23 protein-coding genes are annotated in these 23,984 nt (G+C 68.7%); 11 read left to right on the top strand and 12 right to left on the bottom strand.

What is annotated here, in order from left to right:
* Nucleotides 1-54: 54 nt before the first annotated feature.
* Entirely contained in the window at nt 55-231 is a 177-nt protein-coding gene (locus DAT35_RS60735; RefSeq protein WP_233261531.1) for a hypothetical protein, read from the bottom strand.
* Nucleotides 218-514: a MaoC/PaaZ C-terminal domain-containing protein gene (locus DAT35_RS60740; protein ID WP_233261532.1), complete on the bottom strand. Its 297-nt coding sequence runs from the start codon at nt 512-514 to the stop codon at nt 218-220. The genes DAT35_RS60735 and DAT35_RS60740 overlap by 14 nt, the downstream gene beginning before the upstream one ends.
* A 176-nt stretch (nt 515-690) precedes the next feature.
* Here DAT35_RS60740 and DAT35_RS17985 point away from each other — a divergent pair, with 176 nt between their 5' ends.
* Nucleotides 691-1,152: an STAS/SEC14 domain-containing protein gene (locus DAT35_RS17985; protein WP_108068253.1), complete on the top strand. Its 462-nt coding sequence runs from the start codon at nt 691-693 to the stop codon at nt 1,150-1,152.
* 6 nt (nt 1,153-1,158) lie between these two features.
* On the opposite strand, the gene DAT35_RS17990 is transcribed toward DAT35_RS17985, so the two are convergent.
* On the bottom strand, nt 1,159-1,449 hold the full coding sequence (locus DAT35_RS17990; RefSeq protein WP_108068254.1) for a hypothetical protein: 291 nt from the start codon (nt 1,447-1,449) through the stop codon (nt 1,159-1,161).
* Between the two features lie 108 nt (nt 1,450-1,557).
* Here DAT35_RS17990 and DAT35_RS17995 point away from each other — a divergent pair, with 108 nt between their 5' ends.
* A complete protein-coding gene (locus DAT35_RS17995) occupies nt 1,558-2,175 on the top strand; it encodes a DUF1990 family protein (protein WP_108068255.1) in 618 nt (205 codons plus the stop codon).
* Nucleotides 2,176-2,177: 2 nt separating this feature from the next.
* Nucleotides 2,178-3,410, top strand: coding sequence for a DUF1990 family protein (locus DAT35_RS18000; protein ID WP_108068256.1), 1,233 nt, complete (start codon nt 2,178-2,180; stop codon nt 3,408-3,410).
* Between the two features lie 27 nt (nt 3,411-3,437).
* Here the strand turns inward: DAT35_RS18000 and DAT35_RS18005 are convergent, their stop codons facing one another.
* The 3 genes from DAT35_RS18005 to DAT35_RS18015 form a co-directional block, all read right to left on the bottom strand.
* Nucleotides 3,438-4,382, bottom strand: coding sequence for an SDR family oxidoreductase (locus tag DAT35_RS18005; RefSeq protein WP_233261533.1), 945 nt, complete (start codon nt 4,380-4,382; stop codon nt 3,438-3,440).
* Nucleotides 4,383-4,441: 59 nt separating this feature from the next.
* Nucleotides 4,442-5,638 carry a cupin-like domain-containing protein gene (locus DAT35_RS18010; protein ID WP_108068257.1) on the bottom strand — a complete coding sequence of 399 codons (1,197 nt, stop codon included), beginning with the start codon at nt 5,636-5,638 and terminating at the stop codon, nt 4,442-4,444.
* Between the two features lie 180 nt (nt 5,639-5,818).
* Nucleotides 5,819-6,457, bottom strand: coding sequence for a hypothetical protein (locus DAT35_RS18015; protein WP_146209763.1), 639 nt, complete (start codon nt 6,455-6,457; stop codon nt 5,819-5,821).
* Nucleotides 6,458-6,588: 131 nt separating this feature from the next.
* On the opposite strand from DAT35_RS18015, the gene DAT35_RS18020 reads away from it, so the two are divergent.
* From DAT35_RS18020 to bfr, 3 genes are read left to right on the top strand one after another with little or no spacing between them, the layout of a single operon-like run.
* Complete coding sequence (locus tag DAT35_RS18020) at nt 6,589-6,963, top strand: peptidoglycan DD-metalloendopeptidase family protein (RefSeq protein WP_199242928.1); 375 nt, start codon at nt 6,589-6,591, stop codon at nt 6,961-6,963.
* Between the two features lie 11 nt (nt 6,964-6,974).
* On the top strand, nt 6,975-7,211 hold the full coding sequence (locus DAT35_RS62390; protein WP_108068259.1) for a bacterioferritin-associated ferredoxin: 237 nt from the start codon (nt 6,975-6,977) through the stop codon (nt 7,209-7,211).
* A complete protein-coding gene (gene bfr, locus DAT35_RS18030; protein ID WP_108068260.1) occupies nt 7,208-7,684 on the top strand; it encodes a bacterioferritin in 477 nt (158 codons plus the stop codon). The genes DAT35_RS62390 and bfr overlap by 4 nt, the downstream gene beginning before the upstream one ends.
* Before the next feature lie 6 nt (nt 7,685-7,690).
* Here the strand turns inward: bfr and DAT35_RS18035 are convergent, their stop codons facing one another.
* Nucleotides 7,691-11,515 carry a serine/threonine-protein kinase PknK gene (locus DAT35_RS18035; protein ID WP_369945823.1) on the bottom strand — a complete coding sequence of 1,275 codons (3,825 nt, stop codon included), beginning with the start codon at nt 11,513-11,515 and terminating at the stop codon, nt 7,691-7,693.
* A 465-nt stretch (nt 11,516-11,980) separates the two neighbouring features.
* On the opposite strand from DAT35_RS18035, the gene DAT35_RS18040 reads away from it, so the two are divergent.
* Nucleotides 11,981-12,853 (top strand): hypothetical protein, encoded by an 873-nt coding sequence (locus tag DAT35_RS18040; protein ID WP_233261534.1) that lies wholly within the window; start codon nt 11,981-11,983, stop codon nt 12,851-12,853.
* A gap of 112 nt (nt 12,854-12,965) precedes the next feature.
* Here DAT35_RS18040 and DAT35_RS18045 read toward each other — a convergent pair whose 3' ends face one another.
* Both DAT35_RS18045 and DAT35_RS18050 read right to left on the bottom strand, forming a co-directional pair.
* Nucleotides 12,966-18,566: an Ig-like domain-containing protein gene (locus tag DAT35_RS18045; protein WP_158501761.1), complete on the bottom strand. Its 5,601-nt coding sequence runs from the start codon at nt 18,564-18,566 to the stop codon at nt 12,966-12,968.
* A gap of 415 nt (nt 18,567-18,981) precedes the next feature.
* Entirely contained in the window at nt 18,982-19,413 is a 432-nt protein-coding gene (locus tag DAT35_RS18050) for a helix-turn-helix domain-containing protein (RefSeq protein WP_108068263.1), read from the bottom strand.
* A 75-nt stretch (nt 19,414-19,488) separates the two neighbouring features.
* On the opposite strand from DAT35_RS18050, the gene DAT35_RS18055 reads away from it, so the two are divergent.
* From DAT35_RS18055 to DAT35_RS18060, 3 genes are read left to right on the top strand one after another with little or no spacing between them, the layout of a single operon-like run.
* Nucleotides 19,489-20,352: a class I SAM-dependent methyltransferase gene (locus DAT35_RS18055; RefSeq protein WP_108068264.1), complete on the top strand. Its 864-nt coding sequence runs from the start codon at nt 19,489-19,491 to the stop codon at nt 20,350-20,352.
* An 11-nt stretch (nt 20,353-20,363) separates the two neighbouring features.
* Nucleotides 20,364-20,498, top strand: a complete 135-nt coding sequence (locus tag DAT35_RS61815) for a hypothetical protein (RefSeq protein ID WP_255415184.1) — start codon at nt 20,364-20,366, stop codon at nt 20,496-20,498.
* Between the two features lie 13 nt (nt 20,499-20,511).
* On the top strand, nt 20,512-21,378 hold the full coding sequence (locus DAT35_RS18060; RefSeq protein WP_108068265.1) for a hypothetical protein: 867 nt from the start codon (nt 20,512-20,514) through the stop codon (nt 21,376-21,378).
* Nucleotides 21,379-21,385: 7 nt separating this feature from the next.
* On the opposite strand, the gene DAT35_RS18065 is transcribed toward DAT35_RS18060, so the two are convergent.
* Both DAT35_RS18065 and DAT35_RS60745 read right to left on the bottom strand, forming a co-directional pair.
* Nucleotides 21,386-21,703 (bottom strand): DUF3861 domain-containing protein, encoded by a 318-nt coding sequence (locus DAT35_RS18065; RefSeq protein ID WP_108068266.1) that lies wholly within the window; start codon nt 21,701-21,703, stop codon nt 21,386-21,388.
* A gap of 28 nt (nt 21,704-21,731) precedes the next feature.
* Nucleotides 21,732-22,310, bottom strand: coding sequence for a hypothetical protein (locus DAT35_RS60745; protein WP_233261535.1), 579 nt, complete (start codon nt 22,308-22,310; stop codon nt 21,732-21,734).
* A gap of 129 nt (nt 22,311-22,439) precedes the next feature.
* Between DAT35_RS60745 and DAT35_RS59000 the strand changes: the two genes are divergently transcribed.
* A complete protein-coding gene (locus DAT35_RS59000; protein WP_158501762.1) occupies nt 22,440-22,577 on the top strand; it encodes a hypothetical protein in 138 nt (45 codons plus the stop codon).
* A 47-nt stretch (nt 22,578-22,624) separates the two neighbouring features.
* Here DAT35_RS59000 and DAT35_RS18075 read toward each other — a convergent pair whose 3' ends face one another.
* On the bottom strand, nt 22,625-23,872 hold the full coding sequence (locus DAT35_RS18075) for an MFS transporter (protein WP_108068267.1): 1,248 nt from the start codon (nt 23,870-23,872) through the stop codon (nt 22,625-22,627).
* Between the last annotated feature and the right edge of the window lie 112 nt (nt 23,873-23,984).

Here is a 23,984-nt window from a genome sequence, read left to right on the forward strand (position 1 = left end):
GAGCCTCTTCACCCCCCGAACCCTAGCGGAGAACCGCCCCGCGCGCTCGCGGGCTCAGGCCTCCGAGGGGCGGCGGCGGAACAGCACGATGGCGTTCTCGGTCATCACCACCTCGCCCTGCTGGTTGCGGACCTCCATGCGCATCTTCAGGGTGCCGCGATCCGGCTTGCTGCGCGAGGGCGTCGACTCGAGCACCTCGATGCGCGCGGAGAGCGTGTCACCGGGACGCACCGGGACGCACCGGGCGCAGCCAGCGCAGCTCGTCCAGCCCCGGCGAGCCCATGCTCGAGGAGCCCTCCAGCACGGCGCGCACCAGCAACCGGTGGCAGATGGCGGCGGTCTGCCAACCGCTCGCGATGATGCTTCCGTAGATGGATTGACGACCCGCTTCCTCGTCCACGTGGAACGGCTGCGGATCATACTGCCGGGCGAACGCCAGGATCTCCTCGCGCGTCACCACGTACGAGCCAAGCTCCAGCACCTGGCCCACCTGGAAGTCCTCGAAATAACGCATGTGCTCCTCGGAAAGAATCCACGCGGGGAGCCACAATCGAACATCTCGCTCCGCGCGGGAATCCAAAGTCGCGGAGATCGTTGACGCCCGCCCCTCAGTGTTCAAGAAATACCGCCCTCTGGCGACTCTGGTGGCGGACCCGCGGCTGGGCCTCCCCTCCCCCCTCAGGAGGCGGCATGGGCATCTCGGACTTCATCAGCCTCGATGACTCGCTCTGGCCCCTGCTGATCGCGAAGTTCGTGGGGCAGCCCTCGCTCCAACAGCAGGAGGAGTACTTCTCCCGGCTGCTCGACTACCTGGGACGCGAGGAGCAGTTCGTGGGCATCCTCGACACGCGCCAGGTGCGGATGATGACGGCCGAGCATCGCCAGCGGCTGACGGAGTTCATGGAGAAGCACGACGCACTGATACGGGCCCGGTGCGTGGGCTGCGCCGCCGTCATCACCTCGCCCGTGATGCAACTGGTGGCGAGCCTCGTCCTCTACTTCAGACCCATGCCCTTCCCGTACTACTCGACCTCCACCCTGCCCGAGGCGGTGAGATGGACGGCGAGGTGCCTGGAAGACGCGGGACACCAGCCCGACGCCAGCCGCATCCGGCAGCACTACGGCCTGCACGTGGAGAAGCGCGCGGGTTGAACGGGCTCACCGCGCTCCGAACGTCTTCACCATCTTGTTGTAGACGCCCATGATGAGCAGCGGCCCCACCCACATGCCCACGAAGCGGCTGGTCCGGGTCCGGTGCGCCAACTCCATGCCCAGCGAGAAGGCCATCGCGCACAGGCTGGCGAAGAGGAACACGTCCGAGGGAACCTTCGCCGTCTGCTGCTCCAGCAGCCGGGTGAACGAGCCCTCGTCGTGCTCGGCCCGCATCACCGTCGCGGCCCGGTAGTCCCTCATCGACTTCTCGCTCGCGGGATTGATGTCCTGCTGCATGCCGCACCCTTCCTTCCCGTGTTGCTGAGGCCGAGGCCCTGCCTCGACCCCCGTGCGCCCACCATTGCGCCGTGCACCATATTTAGGCCGTCCGGCGGAGGAGGCGAGATGGCGGAGGCAGGCACGGAAACAGGCGGCAGCATGCACGAGGGGCTGCTCTCCGCGGTGGAGGGCGCCGGGCCGCTGCTGCAGCGCGACTACTGGGCCATCATCGATGGCTGCGGCTGCTCCCCCTCGGAGCTGATGGAGCTGGTGTCCTCCCGCTTCGCGGAGTTCGCCCCGGAGGAGTTGGTCATCTTCGGGCGCGAGACCGAACGAGACTCGCCGATCGAGCCTGGGGACGAGCTGCGGGTGCGCATCCGAGGCGCGGGGACATTCCGCGTGCGCATCATCCACCGGGATCGCCAGAGCATCACCATGGCCACGCTGCCCGGACACCCCGAAGCGGGACGCATCACCTTCGGGGCCTACCGCAACGAGCGGGGCGACGTCATCTTCCACATCCGCAGCCGGGCGCGCTCGGGCTCGCGGGTGAAGTACCTGGGGTTCCGCACGGGCGGCGAGGCCATGCAGACCAACACCTGGACCGACTTCGTGAACACCGTCGCCCTCACCGTGGGACAGGGCGTCATCGGCTTCATCCACGCGGAGACCACCGTGATGAAGGAAGCACACGAAAACGCGGATGACGTCCGGGGCCCCACCTTCCTCGCGCGTGGAGACTGAACATGACGGATGTCGAGTGGCGCTGGCTGAGGGGCTGGTCGAAGGACGAGGTGTTGGCGCGGCTCGATCAGGCCGCCACCCTCCCCCTCAACTTCGAGACTCCCGAGGAGGAGATGACGCTCGACAACGGCTGGAGCCAGGTGGAGTCGCAGGCCGTCATCGCCCACGACCGCCCGGGTCCGCCGTCCGGGGATGACGCGTTCGACAGGTTGAAGCATGCCGTCACCCACTTCGGATTCTCCGACCCCCGCATCGTGTACGGACACTTCGACGCCTCGGAGCCGCTGAAGGGACGCCCGATGCTGCTCGAGCTGCGGACCCTGGGCCCGCGCTATCTCTGCCCGGTGCGGATCGGCGCCGTCCGCGCCGAGAACGAGGCGGAGCGCACCGTGTTCGGCTTCCGCTTCGACACCCTGTGGGGGCACATCGAGGCCGGGCGGGAGTGGTTCCTCCTCAGCAAGGACCACGGCAGCGGCGAGCTGCGCTTCCACATCAAGGCGTCCTGGCGCGAGGGCCACTTCCCCAACTGGTGGAGCTACGTGGGCTTCGAGCTGGTGGGACGCCGCTACCAGCGAGCCTGGCACCACCTGGCCCACGCGCGGCTGCGGGAGCTGATGCGCACCGGCCACCTGGAGCGGCACCCCGAGGTCGAGGAGCTGCTCCACGCGGAGCTGCGGGTCGGGCACAAGCCGGTGCAGTTCTATTCACAGAGAGGCACGGGACGCCGCCTCGGCGGCGTCGAACGGGAGGTCGAGCGCGTGAGACGAGATAGACTGCTGACCACGGTGGGTTTCGGAGTGTTGGCCGGGATGCGGGCCTTGAGCGCGCCCGCGCTCCTCAGTCACCAGCTCTCACGGGAGCCCGTCGAGGCCCCCGAGGGACGCTCGCATGTGCTCGCCTCACCGAAGGCCTCGCGCGTGCTGGCCGTGCTGGCCGCCGGTGAGCTCGCCGCGGACAAGACCCCCTGGATTCCCGCGCGCATCTCGCCACCGGCGCTGGTGGGACGGGCCCTCTCCGGCGCGTTGACCGGCGCCGCCGCGGCCGCACCGCACCGGCGGCTGTCCGCCGGACGCGCCCTGCTCGGAGCGGCGGCGGCCGTGGCCTCGAGCTTCGCCTTCTATGAGCTGCGGCGGCTCGCGACGAATCGGCTGGGCCTGCCCAACGTGGTGGCGGGATTGCTGGAGGACGCCGTCGCCGTGGCGCTCGGGGGCAGGCTGCTCACCGCCATGCACTGAGGCCTGCCCACCGCCACCGGCTGCTGCTCACCGGTAGCCGGTGGCGTCGGCGGGCTTGCCCGCGTCCTGGACCTCGCGGACGTAGCGCCAGGCATCGGGCTGGGAGCCGTCGAGATCGGTGAAGCCGTAGACCTTCGCGAGCTGGCCGCTCGAGAGAGACTGGCCGCTCCAGCGCGCCACGTCCGGATCCGCCGCGAGCGCGGCGACCGCGCGCCCCACGTAGTGAGGCGTCTCCGAGATGATGAAGTGTGGCTGCTTCCGGGTCGCGTCGCGCCAGTTCGCCTCGGTGACTCCGAAGATCTCCAGCATGAGCTCTGAACGCAACCAACCCGGTGTCAGCGCGACGGCGGTGGCACCGTGGGGCCGCAGCTCATGGGCCTGGGCCCACGCCAGGCGAATGATGGACGTCTTGGCGAGGTCGTAGAAGAGCGACAGCCGGTAGTTCGTGGCGTTGTACTCGGCGGTGCCGTCCGTGACTTCGACGAGCAACCCCCTCGGGGATTTGATCAGCAACGGCAACGCGAAGTGGCTGGTGATGACATGAGTGTCGATCGCCAGCCGCAGGAGCCGCAGCCCTTGCTCCAGCGGCTGCTCCCACAACGGCTTGTTCCATTCGAAGAGGAACTCGGCGCCCCAGATGTCGTTGACCAGCACATCGAGCCGGCCGTGCTCACGCTCAATGCGCGCCACGAGCTCCCGCACCTGGACGGGCTCCAGATGATCGACCTGGACCGCGATGCCCTGGCCACCGGCCCGGGTCACCAGTTCCGCGGTCTCTTCGATCGTCTCGGGGCGGTTCAGCTCCGAGCGCTGCGCACGCGTGCTGCGGCCCGTGACGTAGACCGTGGCGCCAGCCACACCCAGCTGGACCGCGATCCCTCGGCCCGCGCCGCGCGTCGCGCCCGCGACCAGCGCGACCTTCCCGTGCAGAGGCAACATTCCCTTCTTCATCCCCTCGGTGTGTTCGCTCATTCGCACCGAAGGTACCAACCATTGTTGACACCTTCTGTCAGGTATCGCGGCGGCCCTGTTCAGCGCGGGTGGGGATCTCCGTGCGGGAGCTCGAGCATCTCGGGTGCGTCCGCCAGGAGGTTGGCGAACGGGAAGAGGGTGACATGCGCCGCCTGACGTTCAATCAAGCCCTGGAGTCCCCCCGGCGCGAGGGTGAAGGGCGCGCCATGCACCTGGAAGGCAGCCTCGTCGTAGAGGCGGGCCATGTGCCTGCGCCAGGAGGGCGGCAGCTTCTGGGCCGTCTGCCGGGCGCGCTCGCTCAGCGGCTCGTCCACGGGGGTGTCGATGTCCGCGAGCACCGCCCGTTGGAAGCTCTCCCTCACCCGAGCCCGCTCCGCCGGGGTGGCGGGGGCCAGAGCACGGATCGCCTCGGACAGACACTTCCAGAGCTCCAGCGACACGGCGAAGGGAACGGTCGAGATGAAGTTGTTCACCATCACGTGCATGGGCGAGAAGGACTCGACGTGATGCCACCAGAAGGGCGGGATGAGCAGCACATCCCCGGGCTCGAGCACGGCCACGTAGGCCTCTTGCAGCGCGGTGCGGAACTTCGGGTAGTGGTCGAAGTTGGCCTTGAGCAACTGCACGTGCGTGGTGGGCGCGTAGCCGCACAGGATGTCGTAGGGGGCGTGGTACATGTTCGGCATCTGCTCCGGGGGGAACATCGTCACCCGTTTGGTGCCTTCGAACATGCAGATGAAATTGATGAAGTCGTCATAGTGCAGGTTGAACACCTGCCCATCCGAGCCCACCCAGAACTTGCTCCGCGCCCCGATGGGATTGGAGAACTTCAAGAAGTCGAACTGGAGCGCCCCTCGTACGAGCTCCTGCTCGAGGACCCCGTCCTGCATGTATACATACTCACCCGTGGTGGGGGCGGCCTTGAGACGCCGGGCGAACTCGGAAAAGGGCACGCCTTGCACGGCCACGTCGTCGCCGTGGCCCAGGGTCGAGACGAGCTCGGGCAGGTAGTGGCCCCCGGACTCGGGAGGCAACACACAGAAGTCCACGGTCCGGTCCTGGAAGTACTCGCCGAGCACGGAGATCCTGGCGTCCAGCGTCGAGCGGGATTGGAACTCCTTGAGCAGCGGGCATGAGTCCAACATCCCCTTGAGGAAGACCGGCTCCCGGTAGTGCCACTCGCGCAGCTCGTCGAGGGGCGGGCGATGGAGCTTCCGGGGGGTCTTGGCATCGAAGGGAAGCGGAGGCAGTGGCATGGGAAGGTCCAGCAAGAGGGGGGGATCGCGATGCTAGCGTGGAGGCCTGGGGCGGAACAATCCACCCGCCCCCAGTCCTCCCTCCCCTCGAACGGGACGCACACAAGGGCCGGAAGCCGCTGAGCTCTCAGTGGCTTCCAGCCCTGGTGTTTTCACGTCTCCAGAATGTCGCGATGGGCCCTACTTCTTCGGCTTCTCCTGCTCCATCTTCGGCTTCTCCTGCTCCATCTTCGGCTGCTCCTTGTTCATTCCGGAGCCGCCAACGCCAGTAGACGGGACGTCGCCCCAGCCCGGCTCGAACATCGCCTTCCACTTCCACTGGCCATCGCGCTTCACCAGGAGCCCGGCGTTCCGGCCGGCCAGATTCTTCCCGCCCATGCTCATGGTGTAGTCATCGGCATAGGAGACGAGCGAGTCCGACAACACGGTGATGTTGCGCTTGTGGGTCAGCATCTTCGTGTCCGGGTGTGACTGCTCGTACATGGGCTTCATCATGTCCGTGTACTGCTGACGGTCATACAGCTCGGCCTTCGGGACGCCCTTGCTGTCATCGGTCGCCATGAAGATCGGGAAGTCGATCCGGGCGAGCGACGCATCGAAGTCGTGCTTCTTCATGATGGCGTCCTCTTCCTTGAAGAAGGCTTCAACCTCCTTCCGGGTCTTGGCTTCGTTGGTTGGCTTGCGGGTCCAGGGTCCCATCTTGGACATGTCCATGGGCGCGCCCGTGGTCCCCGTGGCGGTGCCGGGCTGCGTGTCTTGCGCCCAGACGGGAGCGGTGAGCATGAGAGAGACGAGACACATTGCGATTCGACGCATCATGAGCGACCTCCTCCTCGCCCGAAGGTGAGGGCGGTCCTATTCCCGGGCAAACCCGCCTGCCGAGGTCGCCCCACCCTGGGGTCCGCCCCCCAGCCAGACTTCTGTACACGCCGGGCGCGGGCACGGTGGTCGTGAGCGTCGACGGACGGCCGGACAACCGGCTCGGCGGGCCTCCCTACAACCCGGACATCGAGGCGCTGAAGAAGAACCCGATGGAGCTCGCCGGCAACGTGGTGGTCATCGACCACGGAGGTGGGGAGTACAGCCTGCTGGCCCACATGCAACAGGGAAGCGTCACGGTGAAGGCCGGCGACAAGGTTCGCGCCGGCCAACCGAACCCGGCTCTTTCCCCAAGGCCGCCCGCTCGCCCTCCGGCCAGCCCCAGCCCTCGGGGGAAGACCCACGCTCCTGGTTCCGGACAGCCGCACCCGGCGCGGCTTGACCCCCACGGAATTGAAACCTATTCTCATTCTCACTTGAACGCCGCGCGCCGCGGCCAGCCGTGAGTCGAACCCGTATGATCGTCTGCCTCTGCCATGTCGTGTCGGATCGGACCATTCGCGCCCGGATCTCCGAGGGAGCCCGGACCGTGGACGCCCTGGGAGATGCGTGCGGAGCGGGGACCGGATGTGGCGGGTGCAAGGGCCAGCTGGCGCAGATGCTGGTGGAGGCCCGCCAGGGGCCGTGCCCCAGGGCCGCCCACCGTGAAGATTGTGCGGTCGTCGCCCTGCCGCTAGTGTCCGCGGCGCTATGAAAGGCCACCCACAGGTCATCGACCTGCTCAACGACGTCCTGACGACCGAGCTCACGGCGATCAACGAGTACTTCCTGCACGCGCGTATCGCGGACAACTGGGGGTACGACCGGCTCGGAAAGAAGATCTACGAGGAGTCGATCGGCGAGATGAAGCACGCCGATCGGATCGTCAAGCGCATCCTCTTCCTCGATGGCCTGCCCAACCTGCAGCGCCTGGGGAAGGTGAACGTGGGGGAGACGATCCCGGAGATGCTCCGCCTGGATCTGGACCTGGAGCTCGGCTCGCAGAGGCGCCTCAACGACGGCATCGAGCTGTGCCGTTCACTGGGCGACAATGGCAGCCGCGAGCTGCTGGAGGCGATCCTCGAGGACACCGAGGAGCACATCGACTGGCTCGAGGCCCAGCTGGAGCTGATGAAGCAGGTGGGTGAGACGAACTACCTCGCCCAGCAGATCAAGAAGGAGAGCTGAGCCCGTCTACGCCCTCCGCAGGCTGTTGAGCAGCCGTGGGCGCATGATGGTGGGGATGTGCTCCGCGCGCCGGAGTGCCTCCTCCAACAGCACCACTGCTACCTGGCGCTCGCCCCGCCTCAGCCGGGCGAGGGCCTGGAGCTCCAGGACCTCTAGCGGCTCCTGCTCCACGGAGCACGCGTCCGAGCGCACCCGCAGTGCCTGCCACTCCTCGGGTGAGGTCGGGCGCGTGGCCATCTCCACCAGTGAGAAGAGGACGGACTCGGAGGGGTTGAGCTCCGTTCCCGGCCGCTCCGCCAGTGCCTGGCGGATGGCTTGTAATGCCTGGCGGGCCTGCTCCTCCTGCCCCGCGTAGGCCAGGGCCCGAGCCCGCAGCAGCAGGCCCCATGGACGGGGTGCCACCTCCGGGTGGTTGCGCTCCACCTCCACCGCACGCGCGATGTGGGGCTCGGCCGCCTCGAGGTCTCCCATCTGGTAGTGCAGCTCGCCCATGTTGTGCTCGGCGAAGTACTCCCAGCCCACCATCCCCAGCTCCCGCCCCAGCCGCTTGAAGTGCTCCTGGTCCTCCAGTGCCCGCGCGAGCTCTCCGCGAGCCACCCAGAGGTTGCGGCGATTGTTGATGGCGCTACCCAGGTGCAGCGTGTCTCCGCGCGCGGAGCAGGCGGCGATGCACTCCTCCAGCACGCGCTGCGCGTCGCCGATGCGGCCCAGGTTGGGGAGGATGAAGCCCAGCAGCAGCAGGGAGATGATGCGCGACTCGTAGCCGGCATCCCCCAGGAGGCCGCCCTGAGCCGAGGCGGCCTCCAGCAGGACGCGGGCCTGCTCCCACCGACCCTGGCGAAACCTGACGCGTCCCATACCGAGCAGCACCCGCACCTGCGACAGCGGTGTGTCCAACCGGGCGGCGACGGCCAGGGACCGCGCCTGCTCGACGCGCTCCGCGGAGCGTGCGTAGTCATTGGTCCAATCCAGGGCGGTGGCCTCGTCCAGCAGTACCTCCAACTCCTCGCGTGTATTGCCGAGATGGCGGGCCAGCTCCCGGGCGCGCTCCAGGTCGGCCAGCGAGTCCTCATAGCGGCCCACCCTGTAGCGCATGAGGCCCCGGCCGCGCAGGGCGGCGAGGCACCACAGGTCGGCCATGTCCGGTAGCAACTCCAGGACGCGGGTGTAGGTGGCCTCCGCCTCCAGGTATGCGTGACGGGCCCGGGCCGACTCGGCCAGCTCCATGTAGAGGGCGGAGGACTCCCCCCGCAGGCCGCAGGCGGCGGCGTGGAAGGCCAGCCGGGGCTGGCGCGGGCGCCCGCGGGTGCAGGCCTCGCGCAGGTGGTATTGGTGGGCCGCGCGGTGGATGCGCCAACGCCAGGCCTCGGACAGCGAACGGGTCACCGCCTCCCGCAAGAGCTCATTGCGGAAGCGCAGACCCTCCCGGGGGTGGGCCACCAGCAGCCCCAGCTCCACCAGCCGGTGGGTGGCATGACGGGGCTCCAAGGGGAAGTCGGAGGCGCCGTCCTCCCTCGCCAGTTCTTCCACCACCCCCTCCACCTCCTCGAGGTCGAAGTCGCTGCCCAACAGCGCGCACAGCAGGGTATGCGCGGTGAGCTCTGCGGGCAGGGCCGCCAGCTCATGCTGGGCCAGCCACTCCACGAGATGGATTTCCGGCACCCGCTCCAGCTCGTCGGTGGCCAGGTACCAGCCCCCACTGGAGCGCTGGCGCACCATGCCCTGACGCTTGAGGCCACGCGCCAGCTCGACGAGGAAGAGGGGCACGCGCTGAGCGCGCTCGGCCAGCCGGGCCAGGGCCTCCGCGGGCACGCTCTCGGCGGGGCGCAGCTCGGCGCGGCACAGCTCCATGGCGTCGGGAAGGGCCAGGGGGCCGAGCTTCAAGGAGTGGTGGTGGGCGGCGCGCGAGCCCCACTGGGGGTGGGCTCGTTTGAAGCCGGGACGGGAGAGCACGCACACCCACAGGGGAATCCGGGACTCGGCACGCGCCGCGTACTCGAGCGCCTCCAGGGTCACCTCCTCGACGAAGTGGGCATCGTCCAGCAACAGCAGCAGGGGGTGGGCCCGGGCACTGGCGGCCAGCAGCTCGCCCACGGTGCGTACCACGAGCGCGCGCAGGGCACCGGGTGCGGCGGCCTGGCTCGACAGCCCGGGGGTGGAGGTGAGCCAACCCAGGCAGCTGGCCACCACGGGCCACAGCTCATGTACCAGCCCGACCCCCAACAGCTCCTCGCACCGGGCGCGGTAGGCGGCCTCCTCCGGCATCGTGCCTCCCCCTCCCAGCACCTGGCGCAACAGCAGGCGAAGGGTCCCCTCGGAGTCTCCCTGCACCGGCGCACGCGCACGCAGGGAGAGGACGCGGGCTCCGGGAAGCCGCTGCCTCAGGTGGTGGAGGAGCGCGGCGGCCAGGTGGCTCTTGCCCAGCCCCCGGTCCCCTCTCACCGTGGCCAGGGTGGGAGCCTGCTGCCACACCGCCGAGCAGGCGCTCCGCACCAGCGCCTCCAGCTCCCGCTGCCGGCCCAACAGCATCCCGTGCTCCAGCCACAGCATGATGGGGGTGTCTTCACCGGCCTCTGGGGAGGCCTCGCGAAACAGGCCCGGGCGCCCCGGCACCGGGACGAAGGCCAGATGCGGCAGCGTCATCACCGCCGCCTCCGTCAGCAGCAGGATGCGCGGGTCGTGCTCGGTGGGGTAGTGCTCCAGGAGGGAGAAGATGGGGCTGAGGTAGCGAGGAGAGCCATTGGCGCCACGCAGCACCTTCACCCGGGCCACGTCCACCAGGAGGGTGACGGCCAGCCCCGTGCTCAGCATGCGCTCGGCGCATTGGCGGGCCCCCTGAAGGGGATGGGCCTCGGCCCCCGAATCGAAGACGGCGGCGAAGCAGGTGCCCTTCTGGAAGGCGAGCTGTCCGCCACAGAGGGCCAGCGCCTTCTGGACCGTGACGGGATTGGCTCCGGAGCGCAGGAAGAGCACGGCCGCGGAGCAGGAAGAAACGGCGGATGGGCCCGGAGGAGCGGTGCGCTGGCGAGCGGGCGCTCCGGAGGGCTGCTCCAGCGCCCGCCGCAGGGCGAGGGACAGCTCCCGGGCCGAGGCGTAGCGGCGGGAGCGCTCCTTGGCCAGACATCGCAACACCACTTCCTCCAGGGCGGGAGGCACCGCGCCCAGCTCGGAAGGACGAGGCGGGCGGCGCGTGAGGTGGGCGCGGTGGACATCCGCGGTGGGGCCGAAGAAAGGTGTCCGGCCGGTGAGCATCTCGTAGAGGAGCACTCCCACGGCGTAGATGTCCGTACGCGCGTCCAGCGCCGCCCCCAGACATTGCTCGGGCGCCATGTACTCAGCGGTGCCGGCATAGGCCCCTACACGGGTGGAGGGAGTCTCGTCCTCCACGATGACCAGCGGCCGCGCCAGCCCGAAGTCGAAGAAGCCCACGGCTCCGGCGGCCTCGTCGACGAAGATGTTCTCCGGCTTGAGGTCGCAGTGGATGAGGCCCCGGTGGTGAACGGTCTCGAGCGCCTCCACCAACGCCAGCGCGCGGCGGCTCCCCTCGGACAGTGATGCCCCCTCCCGCCGAGCCAGGAGCTCGGCCAGCAACGGGTGGTGGATGAACTGCATGACAAGATAGGGCGAGCCCAGGGCCACCCGGCCCGTCTCATACACCTCCGGCACGGTGGGCGGACCGATGGTGCGCAGTGCCTCGGCCTCCTGGCACAGCGCCTGCTCGGCGGGGGCTCCACGGTGATGGGCCAGCTTGATGGCGACACGCTGACCGTCTCGCAGGCGCCGGGCGGACAGCAGGGAGCCGAAGCCACCTCGCGCCACCATGCGCTCCACGTCATATCCGGGAATGAACGGAGGCGGCAGAGGCGTAACGGGAGGTGTCTCACTGAGAGTGGCCCCCGTGGAACAGCGGAGATGGGTCCCCGCCCAACGCAGCCCGCATGTCATGCAGCGTGGCACGTGTCCTCGCCCCCTGATACCAGTCATTCCAAGACAAACCATTGTACTCCCGGCCACATCGCCCACCGCGCAATGTCATGCACCTCACCCTCGAGGTGTCGGCGGCAGGATGAATCACCGATTTTCCGGGTCTACAGACATGCCGGGACCTCCTTTTGGAGGCAATCTCTTCCTGGAGCCGTCTCCCAGGTTCCCACGCTGTCGTGGCTCCCCGGGTCCACGCTCGTTCGCGCCCGGACTACCTCTTCTTACATGGGGGGCAACATGCAAGGCATTGGGTTCAAAGGACATCTCTTGGGGGCGGCATTACTGCTCTCGTCTCTGAATGGCTGCGGGCCGGTGGAGACGCGGCCAGCGAAGGAGGAGATCCTCGCCGCCAAGATGCAGGCGATGGAGGAGTTCAACGGCCTGAGCACCAACGGCCTGGGCACCAACGGCCTGAGCACCAACGGCCTGGGCACCAATGGCCTGGGCACCAATGGCCTGGGCACCCTGCAGTTCTCCACATGGTTCCAGACAAACCCGCAGCTCAACGAGGAGGTGATGAAGTACTTCGTCTATTGTGCGGTATCCGCGGGGCAGACACGCACCTATGTCGATGCCTCCTCGGACACCACCTATACCTGGAGCGGCGGATTGGGGCTGGCGCCAGGCTGGTCCGAGGGAATACCAGCGACCGTGGACGAGCAGCAGCTCATCTCCGCCTGCCTGGCCGCCCATACGAACAAGTATGGAGCGCGCGTCCCCATCTCCGTGCTGGGGCGCAACGCGAATGGAGAGGCCATCCCCTTCACCGAGCAGGAGCTCAAGGACTACCCGGACAAGGAGGCCTGCTTCTTCGGCAATCTCTTCAATGGCGAGGGTGTCTTCTCCGGCAGTGACGGAAGCCCGCTGGCCCGCAACAACAGCGCCGCACGCTTCTGCGCGCTGACGGACAACTCGGACATCAAGAACGGCGAGCAGGAAGATGACGATCGCTGCGCTCCCATGCACCGCATCCGCCGCCTCAAGTGCAACAAGCTCTGCGAGCAGGATCCCGAGAAGAAATTCTACTCGACCTGCACCTACAACGGCGTCACCTACCGGGCCATCACCACGCGGATGCGCAAGCAGGATGTCTTCAAGTGCGGTGACGGCGTCTGCCAATACACCGAGAAGTGCGGCACGAGCGACACCCCCGACAACTGCAAGGACTGCGGGCCCTGTCCATAAGCTGCCCATGGGAATTCCATGAGCGCCCTCCCCGGCCAGTCCACCATCCTGGCGACCGAGGAGGGCATCCCCTACGAAAAGCGCCGCTGAGCGCGGTCCAGCCTGGGCCGCCCTACTCCCGGGCAGCCTCGGCATGGGGCGAGGAGGGGCTGGGCGCGGACACGCGCGGTCCCGGCAGACGTCCCCGGTTGTTGACGAGGAAGTCCACGGGCGCCGAGTCCCCCACGTTGTCCGCCGCGTCGAGGGCCCGGGCGCTCAGCACGTGGGTGCCATTGGCCACGCGCGCGGAGTTCCAGGTGAACGCATAGGGCTCCGTGTCGCTGCTGCCCACCAGCATGCCGTCCACGTAGTAGTCCACGCGCGCCACCTTGAAGTTGTCCAGGGCATCGGCGATGAGCGTGACGGTGCCGGTGACCGTTGAGCCCTCCCCGGGGCGCGTCACGGAGACAGTGGGCAGCTGGTTGTCCACCCACAGCGAGAGCTCGGCCAGGCCCCGGTTGCCTCCGGCGTCATGGGCCAGCACGCGCAGCGCATGGGGCCCATCGGCCACGCCGGCCGTGTCCCAGCTGAAGAGGTAGGGAGGCGCCGTGAGCACGCCCACCTGCGTGTCGCCGTCGTAGAGCACCACCTCCATCACGCCCACGTTGTCGGAGGCGGCCGCGGAGAGCAGCACCACGCCGCGGACCGCTCCGGACGGCGGCGCGTCGACGCTCACCATGGGGGGAGCCGGGTCCTCGACGAGCACGGAGACGGGGGCGGAGAGACCCACGTTGCCCGCCGCGTCGTAGGCCCGGGCGCTCAGCACGTGCGTGCCGGGCCCCACCGGCTCCCAGGTCCAGGCATAGGGCGCCGAGACCGCGCTGCCCAGCAGCATGTCATCCACGAAGAACTCCACGCGTGTCACCCCGGACTCATCCGACGCGGTGGCGGTGAGGAGCACGGGCTCCCCCACCGTCGTGCCGCCCTCGGGTACGGTGAGGGAGACAGTGGGTGCCTGGTTGTCCACGGTGACGGTCACGGAGGCGGAGGTGCCCACGTTGCCCGCCGCGTCGTAGGCCCGGGCGCTCAGCACGTGCGTGCCGGGCGTCACCCCCACCGGCTCCCAGGTCCAGACATAGGGCGCTGAGACCGCGCTGCCCAGCGGCATGCCATCCACGAGGAACTCCACGCGAGCCACCCCTGACTCATCCGACGCGGTGGCGGAGAGGAGCACGGGGCCCCCCACCGTCGTGCCGCCCCCGGGTGCGGTGAGGGAGACGGTGGGCGCCTGGTTGTCCACGGTGACGGACACGGAGGCGGAGGTGCCTACGTTGCCCGCCGCGTCGTAGGCCTTCGCACTCAGCGTGTGCGTGCCATTCGCAGCGTTGGCCGTGTTCCAGGTGGACGTATAGGGCGGCGCCGTGCGGGTGCTCACGAGCACGGTGCCGTCATAGAACTCGACCCGTGCCACGCCCACGTTGTCGCTGGCCGAGGCGGTGAGGCTGACGGAGCGCCCCACGCGCGCGCCCACCGAGGGCGACGTCAGGGCCACCGTGGGCACGACGGCATCCGCGGCGGCGACCGGGAAGGCCAGGTCGTCGTGGTCCATGATGCCGCTGTTGTAGACGCACGCGCCGTTGAATGAGCCACCCGAGTAGTAGATGCCGCGGATGGCCTGGACCCCCGCCTGCGCGGGCAGCGTGTAGTTGACGCGGATCACCTGCGCGCCGAGCGCCGGAGGCAGGTACGTGCCGATGAGCACCCAGTTCTGGCTGCTGGCGTTGGCGCTGTAATAGAGGTTCAACCGATCGTTGTACAAATCACTGGCCCACACCGTGGCCTCGATCTGCACGGTCTTGCCCGCCGTGAAGTTTCCGCCATTCACGGCCGACACCTTCAGCCGATCCAACGACTGATCGACGTGGTAGGCGCCGGCCATGCCGTCCAGGCAGGGACCGATCGTGTTGGGCTGGTTGGGCTCCGGGCCCAGCTGCCCACGGCCATTGAGCAGGGAACCCGAGTCGCAGGACGAGCCGGCGCTCACGCACTGGGGCGCCCCGAGGACGCTGTCATAGGTGGCACCGACCGCGGTGGACGGGAGGGCGACCGTCACCGTCACGGTGGCCACGTTGGACACCAGGCTCCCGTCGCTCGCCTGGAAGGTGAACGTGACCGTGCCCGCGAAGCCGGCCGGTGGCGTGTAGAGGAGGTCCGGCGCCGTGCCCGAGAGTGTTCCCTCGGAGGGCCCCGTCACCACCGTGAACGAGAGGGCATCGTTGTCCGCGTCCAGCCCCGACAGCTTGACGGCCACGGGCGTGCCCACCACCGTGGAGAGGGACAGCGGCTGGACGACCGGAGCGTCCGGAGTGGGCCGCACGGTCAGCGTCACGGTGCCCTCGGCCGAGCCCGTCCCGTCCGAGGCCCGGAAGCGAAACGAGTCCCCGCCGAAGTAGTCCTTCGCCGGGGTGTAGGTCAGGTTCGGCGCAGTGCCAGAAAGCGTGCCGTGCGCGGGCGGAGCGACCACGGAGAAGGTCAGCGGAGCCCCCAGGCGGCTCGAGGCCACCAGCGTCACCGCCACGGGCATATCCTCGTCCGTGGAGGCCACGGCGTCCGGAGCCGTCACCGTGCCGGGCTGGAGCCGCACCACGCGCCCGCCCGGAATGCCGTTCACCGTGACGGACAGCAGATAGTGCCCCGGCGCGAGCCCGGGCGTGATGGCGCTCACCGAGGTGCTCGAGAACGCCGTGGGCGTCACCCGCGTGACAGCGCCCCCTCCCACGGGCATGAGCGACACCCAGGCGGGGAAGTCCGTGCCGGGAGAACTGGCCTTGCCACCACCCGCCTCGGAGATCCCCCGGAAGCGGCTGCCACTCGCGACGAAGGGCGAGCCCTGGAAGAGGTCCGTGGGCAGGGTGACGGACGGGCGCCAGGCATCGCTCGCGCCCACCGCGTCGTAGACCTCGTTCGCGGCGAGCGGAGTGGTTCCCCCACCGCCCAGCAGCAGCACGCGGCCCGAGGGCAGCGGCACGGCCACATGCGCGTGCCGGCCCGCCGCCAGGGACACGGTGCCCACCGTCCAGCCGTTCGTCCGGGGCTCGTAGACCTCCAGCGAGGTGAGTCCGGCCCCCGAGGTGTCGCTCCGGCCACCGGCCACCAGCGCCTGGCCCGACGGCAGCAGCGTGGCCGTGGCGGAGTCACGCGCCGTCGTGAGGTTGCCCGCGGCGCTCCAGGTGCCCGTGGCCGGGTCATACCGCTCCGCCGAGGCGAGGAAGCTCCCCGAGGTGGTCCGGCCCCCGACCACCAGCACCTGCCCCGCGGCCAGGAGCACGCCGCCCGCTCCCACGCGCGCCGTCGCGAGGCTCCCCGTGGGGCTCCAGGTGCCCGTGGCCGGGTCGTACACCTCCGCCGAGGCGAGCGCTCCCGCCGTCCCATTGCCCGCGGCCACCAGCACCTTGCCATTGGGCAGCGACAGGGCGATGTGCCCCTCGCGCGCCACGCTCAGGGCCCCCGTGGGGCTCCAGGTGCCCGTGCCCGGGTCATACACCTCCGCCGAGGCGAGCGGGACTCCCGCGTCATCCACGCCGCCGGTGACCAGGACCCGGCCATCGCGCAGGAGCGTCGCCGTCTGCCGCGAGCGCGGCACGCCCAGACTGCCCGTGGCGCTCCACGCATTGGCCTCGGGATCGTACTGCTCCACCACGGCGCTCGAGACGCCGGAGGCACTTCCCCCGGCCACCAGCACCCGTCCGTTGGGCAGCAGCGTGACCGTGGCGCCCGTGCGCGGCACCGCCGGCCCGGCCACGGTGCTCGCGCTGGACGTCTCGGGCACGAACAGCTCCGTGGGGGCAACGGCCCCGCTGGAGGTCAAGCCCCCGACCACGAGCACCTTGCCCGAGGGCAGCAGGGTCGCGCTGGGGATGGAGCGGGCCGTCAGCAGGGCCCCCGACACGAGCCGGGTGGCGTTGGAGGGCTCGTAGATCTCCGCGCTGGTGGCGGTTTTGGAGCCTCCCATGATGAGCACCCGCCCATCGGGGAGCAGGAGCGAAGAGTGGGAGTAGCGCGCCACGGACATGAGCGGAGTCACGGTCCAGAGGGCCGCGGTGGGGTCGTAGACCTCGCCGCTGTTGGTGGCCATGAAATAGAGGTACCCGTCGAAGCCGCCCACGAGCAGCACCTTGCCGTTGGGCAGCAGGGTCGCCGTGGCGAGGGCTCGCTTGTAGATGGTGTTCTTGGTGGTGGACCAGGTGCCCGTGGCCGGGTCGTACAGCTCGCAGCTGGTGAGGGCCTGGTAGGTATCCGTGCCGAGCCCGCCCGCAACCAGGACCTTGCCATCGGGCAGCAACGTCGCCGTGGACATGCGCCGGGCCGTGGCGAGTCTGCCGGTGGCCGACCAGGTGGACGTGCTCGGATCGTACACGGTGGCCAGGGCGCTCACCGCGCCGTTGACGTCACCTCCCGCGACGAGCACCTTGCCATTGGCCAGCAGGACGGCCACGTGTCCGCTGTGCCGCTGGGGCATGTAGCCCGTGGAGGTCCAGGTCCCCGTGGCCGGGTCATACAGCTCAGCGATGTCCAGGCTGACGCTGACGATGCCTCCGGCGACGAGCACCCGGCCATCGGTGAGGACGGTCGCCGTGTGATAGGTGCGGCTGGCCGTCATCGGGCTCGTGAGGGACCAGGTGCCCGTGGCGGGGTCATACAGCTCGGCGGTGGGCGTGCCCGTCGAGGGCGTATAGCCGCCGGTGACCAGGACCTTGCCGTTGGACAGCGTGGTCATCGTGTGCGCGAACCGCACCACGTTCATCGAACCGGTGGAGGACCAGGTGCCCGTGGCGGGGTCATACAGCTCCGCCGCGGCGGAGGCGCCCGAGCCGGCGCGTCCGCCAACGGCGAGGACCTTGCCCCCAGGCAGCAGCGCCGTCGTGAACTCCGGGCGGCTGACCGCCATGGTGCCGGTCGAGGACCAGCCCGGATCCACCACGAGGGGACCCGTCATTCCCTCCAGCCCGAGCACCAGTTCCACCGCCAGTGTGCGCTCCACGAGCGCATAGCGCGCGGGCTCGCGGTGGGTGGCCACCACGCCCCGCAGCCGCGTCTCGCCCTGGCGCGCGAGGCCCCGGACATCCCGGACCACGCCGTAGTGCATGCGCAGCACCGGCACCTCCCGGGCATCGAGGAACTCGAGGTAGGACCCCGCGTCCCGCACCGCCACGACCCCCTCTGGCACCGTCACCTCGTAGCGGACGCGGTGCTCCCGGGTGCCCTCGGGCAGCACCACGTACTCCTCCACGCGCTGACTTCCCTGCCCCGCCATGCTCCACAGGTGCCCGGAGCCATAGAAGACGGCGCCCTCGAAGGTGCGCCGGGGAGCGCGCGCCCCACGGGTGTCCGCCTTCACCTGGAAGACGTGGCCCCGGGTGGACAGCGTCATCGCCTCCCCCTCGGCTGCGGGCCACTCCACCTTCAAGGCGGCCTCTGGAGGGACGAAGGCCGTGCCCTCTCCCTCGAAGAACTCGGGGTAGTACGCCCGGGCGAACCCGAGCGCCGTGGACTCCTCGCCCTCGCCCGTCTTCACCACCTTGGGGGGAGCGGAGAGACCCTGAGGAAGCTCACCAGGGTGTCCGAGCCGCACCCAGTCCCGGGCCACGCCAGGCGAAGAGGAGGACTCGACCGCGGACGGACTTGAATCCTGGCAGGCCACCAGGGCCAGGGCCGCGACAAGAAAGACTCGCAATGAAGTGGATGTCATGAATGTGCCGGTGAAAGAGATTCAGGAGCCGTTCACGGGTATCGGTCCGGCTCGCCTCGGTCTTGGTCTGGGTAAGCTTGTAGCGGGGCACCAGCAAGCGGCGTACCAGCACGACGAACGGACCGGGCTCGCGGCGCTCGCGGATTCTGTCCCTGAGACGTAGACGGACGGTGCGCTGGAACGCCTCAGCGCTGGTTCGCAGCACGTGGGCTCCCATGAGGGGCGCCTCTGCGCCGGAAGGTTGCGTAGTGCCGTAACGCCGATGCGTGTTGAGGACACGCATCGGCGCGGGGCGCCGCCCTTCGCCAGAGCCCTCGCAATCACTGATGCGCCTTGCCGCCGCCCGACGCGGTGAACGGTTACTTTCCCCTTTGGAGGCGGAACGAGGCGTTGTCTGGTTTCACGGTGACTGCCGAGCCCTCTTCCTTTGCGCTCCAATCGCTCCAGACGCGGCGGCACGCAGGATGCGGCGGAAGGTGGGGCATTCCATGTGACTCGGCGCGGGGCAGGCAGCGGCGTGCCGTAGGCCGTCGCGCATGGCGCTGAGTTCGCGGATCGTCCTGTCCAGCTCCTCCGCCTTGGCCGCGAGCATCTGTCGGTCGATGCGCGGCCGCCCGTCCGGCGCGAACATCAGCGCGATCTCATCGAGCGAGAAGCCGGCTGCGCGCCCCAGCGCGATCATCGCCAGCCGTTCCAGCACGCCAGGATCGAACAGACGGCGCAGGCCTCGCCTGCCGGTAGAGGCGATCAGCCCCTTTTCCTCATAGAACCGCAGCGTCGAGGCAGGAACGCCGGATCGCTGCGCCACCTCAGTGATGTCCAGGTCTCTCACCCTCTTGACCTCAAGTCGACTTGAACTGGCACAGTACGGCTTTCAATTCTCGAAGGCACGCAAAAGGAGACGCTCATGAATGTCGCGAGCCAGACCGATGACGAGCAGATGGCGCTTTGGAATGGCCCCGCTGGACGCGCCTGGGTCGAGACGCAGGAGTTGCTCGACCAGATGTTCAAGCCGATTGAAGACCTGCTCGTCGAAGCGGTTTTCGCCAGCTCCGGGCGCCGGGTGCTCGACGTCGGCTGCGGTACGGGCAGCACGACGCTCGCCGTCGCGCGGCTGCTCGGCGAGAAGGGCCGCTGCACCGGCATCGACATTTCGGAGCCAATGCTCACCGCCGCCCAGGCCCGCGCCGAACGGCAGAGCACGCCGGCAAGCTTCATCCGCGCCAACGCGCAAAACCACGCCTTCGAGCCTGCAAGCTTCGACATGCTCATTTCGCGCTTCGGCGTCATGTTCTTCGACGACCCCGTCCGGGCCTTTGCGAACCTGAGGCGTGCAGCAAAGGACGACGCCCAAATGCGGTTCCTCGCCTGGCGGAGTCCTTCGGAGAATCCGTTCATGACGACGGCCGAGCGCGCCGCGGCACCGCTCCTGCCGAACATCCCCGCCCGCCGGCCGGACGCGCCGGGGCAGTTCGCCTTCGCGGATCAGCGCCGGGTCCACCGCATTCTGGAGGAAAGCGGCTGGACCGAGATCGACATCCGGCCGATCGATGTTGCCTGCACCCTGCCCGAGAAGGAGTTGGTCCGTTACCTGACCCGGCTCGGTCCCCTCGGCCGGATTCTTCACGAGGTGGACGACCGGACTCGCACCCAGGTCATCGAAACGGTCCGCGCCGCTTTTGAGCCCTATGTGCACGGAGCGGAAGTCCGCTTCACCGCCGCATGCTGGATGATCGGCGCCCGAGCGCCATCCGCGACAGCCGCGCCGTGAGGAGGGAGCGAGTGCCTGAGGTGGTGGACGCTCCTCTGACTCGAGTAGCCCCAGCCGAAACGAAGGCACTGCAAATCACCGGCTTCGGGGAGATGGCGTACCATCAGGGCTTCTCCATCCTCCGCGAGATGCTGGTGCGGCTGTGATGCAGGAGGCTTCATGAGTGTCGCGGACGCATTCCTCACGTTTCATGGCCAGGTGTACGGGCTCTGGCCGTATGAGGCCTCCTCTGAGGCCCATCACTTCCTCTTCGAGGCGGACCCGCGTCGGCTCGCGGCGCTGGTCGGAGCCGTTCACGCCTTCGAGCGCACGGCCGAGGCGGCGACCCTGGTCGACTTCCTCGCCCGGGAGCGCCCCGGCTTCGACCTCGCGCTCGACGCAGTGCGGGGGCATGTGCTCGCGTCCGAGCTCGAGGCCGTACTGCGCGAGGACGGCGACGCGCGCGCGGCGTGGCTGGACGCTCGGGAGGACGCGGGAGGTGTGCGGACGCACCGCTACCGGACGCTCCAGTTTGGTCTGCGGCGACTCCGCCAGCTCGAGGAACTGGGGGCGGCCCGGGAGATCATTCAGTTCGAGAGGGACGAGCTGCATCGGCTCGTGCGGGAGCCACCCGCTCCGGGGGCGCTCGTCCAGGCGGCCCGGGAGCGCGCCGAGGCAGGCTATCTGCACGAGGTCTTCGGGCTCTGCCTGCAGACGGCGCTGCTCCCGGAGGCGCGTGATTGGGGGTATGGCGTTCTTCCGAGCCTCGACGTGGACGCGGGGCCGTGCCCGCTGCCTCGGACGCTCATCTCCGACGCGTCCGAGGCCCATGCCGCCCTGCTCTCGGACGGCCTCTACGAAAGCATGGGGGCCATCACCTGGGGCGCAGCGGAGGACCTCGAGCGGACGGCTCGCGGCCTCCAGACTTCGGACCTGGCGGACAAGGGCTGGTATGGCTCGGCGGAGCTGGCGCCGGCGCTGGCCCGGATGGGTGCACGCGGCTCCTGCGCGGTGTCGTTCACGGCCATGCACGACACGGAGGATTGAGTGGGAATCATTCCCGAGGTGAAGCGGAAGCGGCCTTGCCCCGCTCCTTGAGCGTCTTCATGAAGTCACGGAAGTGCGGCTGGAGCTGCTGGAACAGCGGGTGCTCCCGGTTGCGCAGCATCACCTCGCTGAACAGCTTGAGACCCACCGCGAGCTCCCGTTGGTCTCCCTCGCTGAGGCCTTCCTGCCGCCGCATGCGCGAGATGATCTCGAAGAGGTCATCGTGGTTCTCGAACTCGAAGACGACAGGCTCGGAGTGGAGTGTCTCGCCTTCCCGGCGGGTGGCCAGGTGCTCCAGGCTTCGGCTCCGCCCTCGCCGCTGCATCAGGTGGAGAGGAGAAGAACGAGGGGGTCTACCCGGCTCCGGTGGACGCTTTCTGAGCCAGTACCTCCGAGAGACTGCGGGCGCGCAGGGCCTGCTCGAACCAGAGGTCGAGCGTGGCCAGGTCGGTGCAGCCCAGAATGCGCTGACGGGACTCGTCATTCACGCGCACACCCCGGGAGGCAAGGATCCGAAGTATCCCCTCGGCCAGTCCTTCAGCCCGCCCCTCGGCCAGTCCTTTCCGGCGTCCCTCTGCCCTGAGTCGCTGTCCCACCGTCCACATCAGTGCCTCCACTCGCTGCTCCCGCATCAAGCAACCTAACACCTGCTGGGTGACTTCACCAGTCACCTCCGTTCCACACTCCCGGAGGTAACAGACGACCGCCTCCAGCTCCCGCGCCCCTTGGGGTGAAGTGTAGACTTCCCTGAACAGGTCTACCTGCTGCGTCAGCCGCGCATTCAACTCCCGGGCGCTCGCCAGGCGCAGCAACACCAGGGCCAGCCTCACCAGGGGTGGGCAGGCGAGCGCCTTCAGTTCCCGTTCGCTGTGGGTCATCAGGTCGTACAGGACGTACTCCAGGCGTAACAGGTACTGGAGCCACACTGGCACAGAGGAAATCCGCGCCCACGCACCATCCACGCGGCTGGAAACCATCTCGGCACGAGTCGGCGTCGCCCAACGACGGTGGCGTATGCAGGCCTCTTCACGACTTCGAGGACTGGAGCGTCTCCAGGAGGTATGTCCCTTCAATCCATCCTGAGCTTCCTGGCCCTGATGATTGCCCTCTTCCATGTGCTCACTGGAAGGGTGCCACTCTGGCTCGCCGTCATCCTGCTGGCGCTGGCGGTGCTTCTGCCCTCGTGGACACTACGGTAGCCCTCCGAGCCCGAGGGCCGAGCCGCCGTTTCTCGGAAGGCGGCCGTCTACGGGCCCTGCTGGAGTCGGCGAAGCAGCAGCATGCCCACCACCGCCACGAAGACCGAGGCGGACACGGCGAGCGAGATGTGGGTGTTGGTCACGCTTCCCAGGAGCCCCACCGTCACTCCGCTGAACGCCCTCAGGCCGGAGGCCGACATGCTGAAAAGCCCCAGGACGCGGCCCCGGATGGTGTCCGGCGCATTCAACTGCACGAGCGCCTGGGTCATGCTGCTGAAGGAGAGCTCGAGGAACCCGGCCAGGAACAGCACGCAGATCGCCGCCGGATACCAGCGCATGAACGAGAACGTGAAGAGCGAGCATCCCCACAGGAACGCAATCTTCAACGCGGAAGCCGCTGTCGTCGGCAGCCACGTACCGCGCGTCTCGAGCAGGACGCCCGCGAGCAGCGCACCGGCCGCATCCGCTCCCAGCAGGAGCGTATAGGCCATGCCGGGGTCTCCATGGCCCAGATCATGGGCGAAGCCCGGCATCTGCGCCTGGTAGCTATTGCCAATGAAGAAAGAGGCTGCCCCCGCCAGCAACACCATGGCAGAGACCACGGGCATCCCGCGCACGTCACGGAGGGTCTGGACGATGTCGGCGAGTCCCCGGACGGCACGCTTGGGGCCCGTCGTCCCCCCGCGAAAGTGCCGGCCATAGGGTGCGCTCACCAGCCAGAGGAGGAGGGGCAGATAGAACAGCGTGTTGACGAAGATGCCCCGGGTCGGCCCGAGCATCTGCATGATGATGCTGCCCACACCGGGGCCCACCAGGACGCCGAGGTAACGGGCCGTCGCGTTCAGGCGCACCGCGCTGGCCAGGAAACCCGGGCCCACGATGTCGTAGAGCAACATCTGGCTGGAGGTGCCCCAGAGAACCCCCGCGCAGCCGTGGATGGTGAGGAGGACCATCGCGTGCCACATCTGCAAGGAGTCCGTGACGAAGAAGTATCCCCACCCCACGGAAGCGGTGATGAAGAGCACCATGCCGGCCTGAATGAGGCGCCTGGAATCGAACCGGTCATTGAGCGCGCCCACCGGCACCGAGAACATCAAGAAGGGGAGCCAGTGGGACACCACCGCGAACCCACCCAGCGCCGCCGAGTGGAACTTCTGGAACGCCACCCAGTAGCTGATCACGTGCTCGATGTTGTCGGCCATCATCGCCAACATGAACGTGATGAGAAAGGTCCGGTATCCAGGGGTGCGGAGCGCGCTCGATTCAGCGGGGGTGGAGGCCACGGTGGAGGTCATCGGTGATCACGGCACAGGGTAGTGGGGGGACCACCTTACCTCAGGCCTCCTCGGAGGGCCGGGTGTCCTGCCGCAGACCATCCGAAAGGGGCCCTTGGGCCGTGCCTCCCGT

Source organism: Vitiosangium sp. GDMCC 1.1324, assembly GCF_003044305.1.
In the GTDB taxonomy this organism is placed as follows: domain Bacteria; phylum Myxococcota; class Myxococcia; order Myxococcales; family Myxococcaceae; genus Archangium.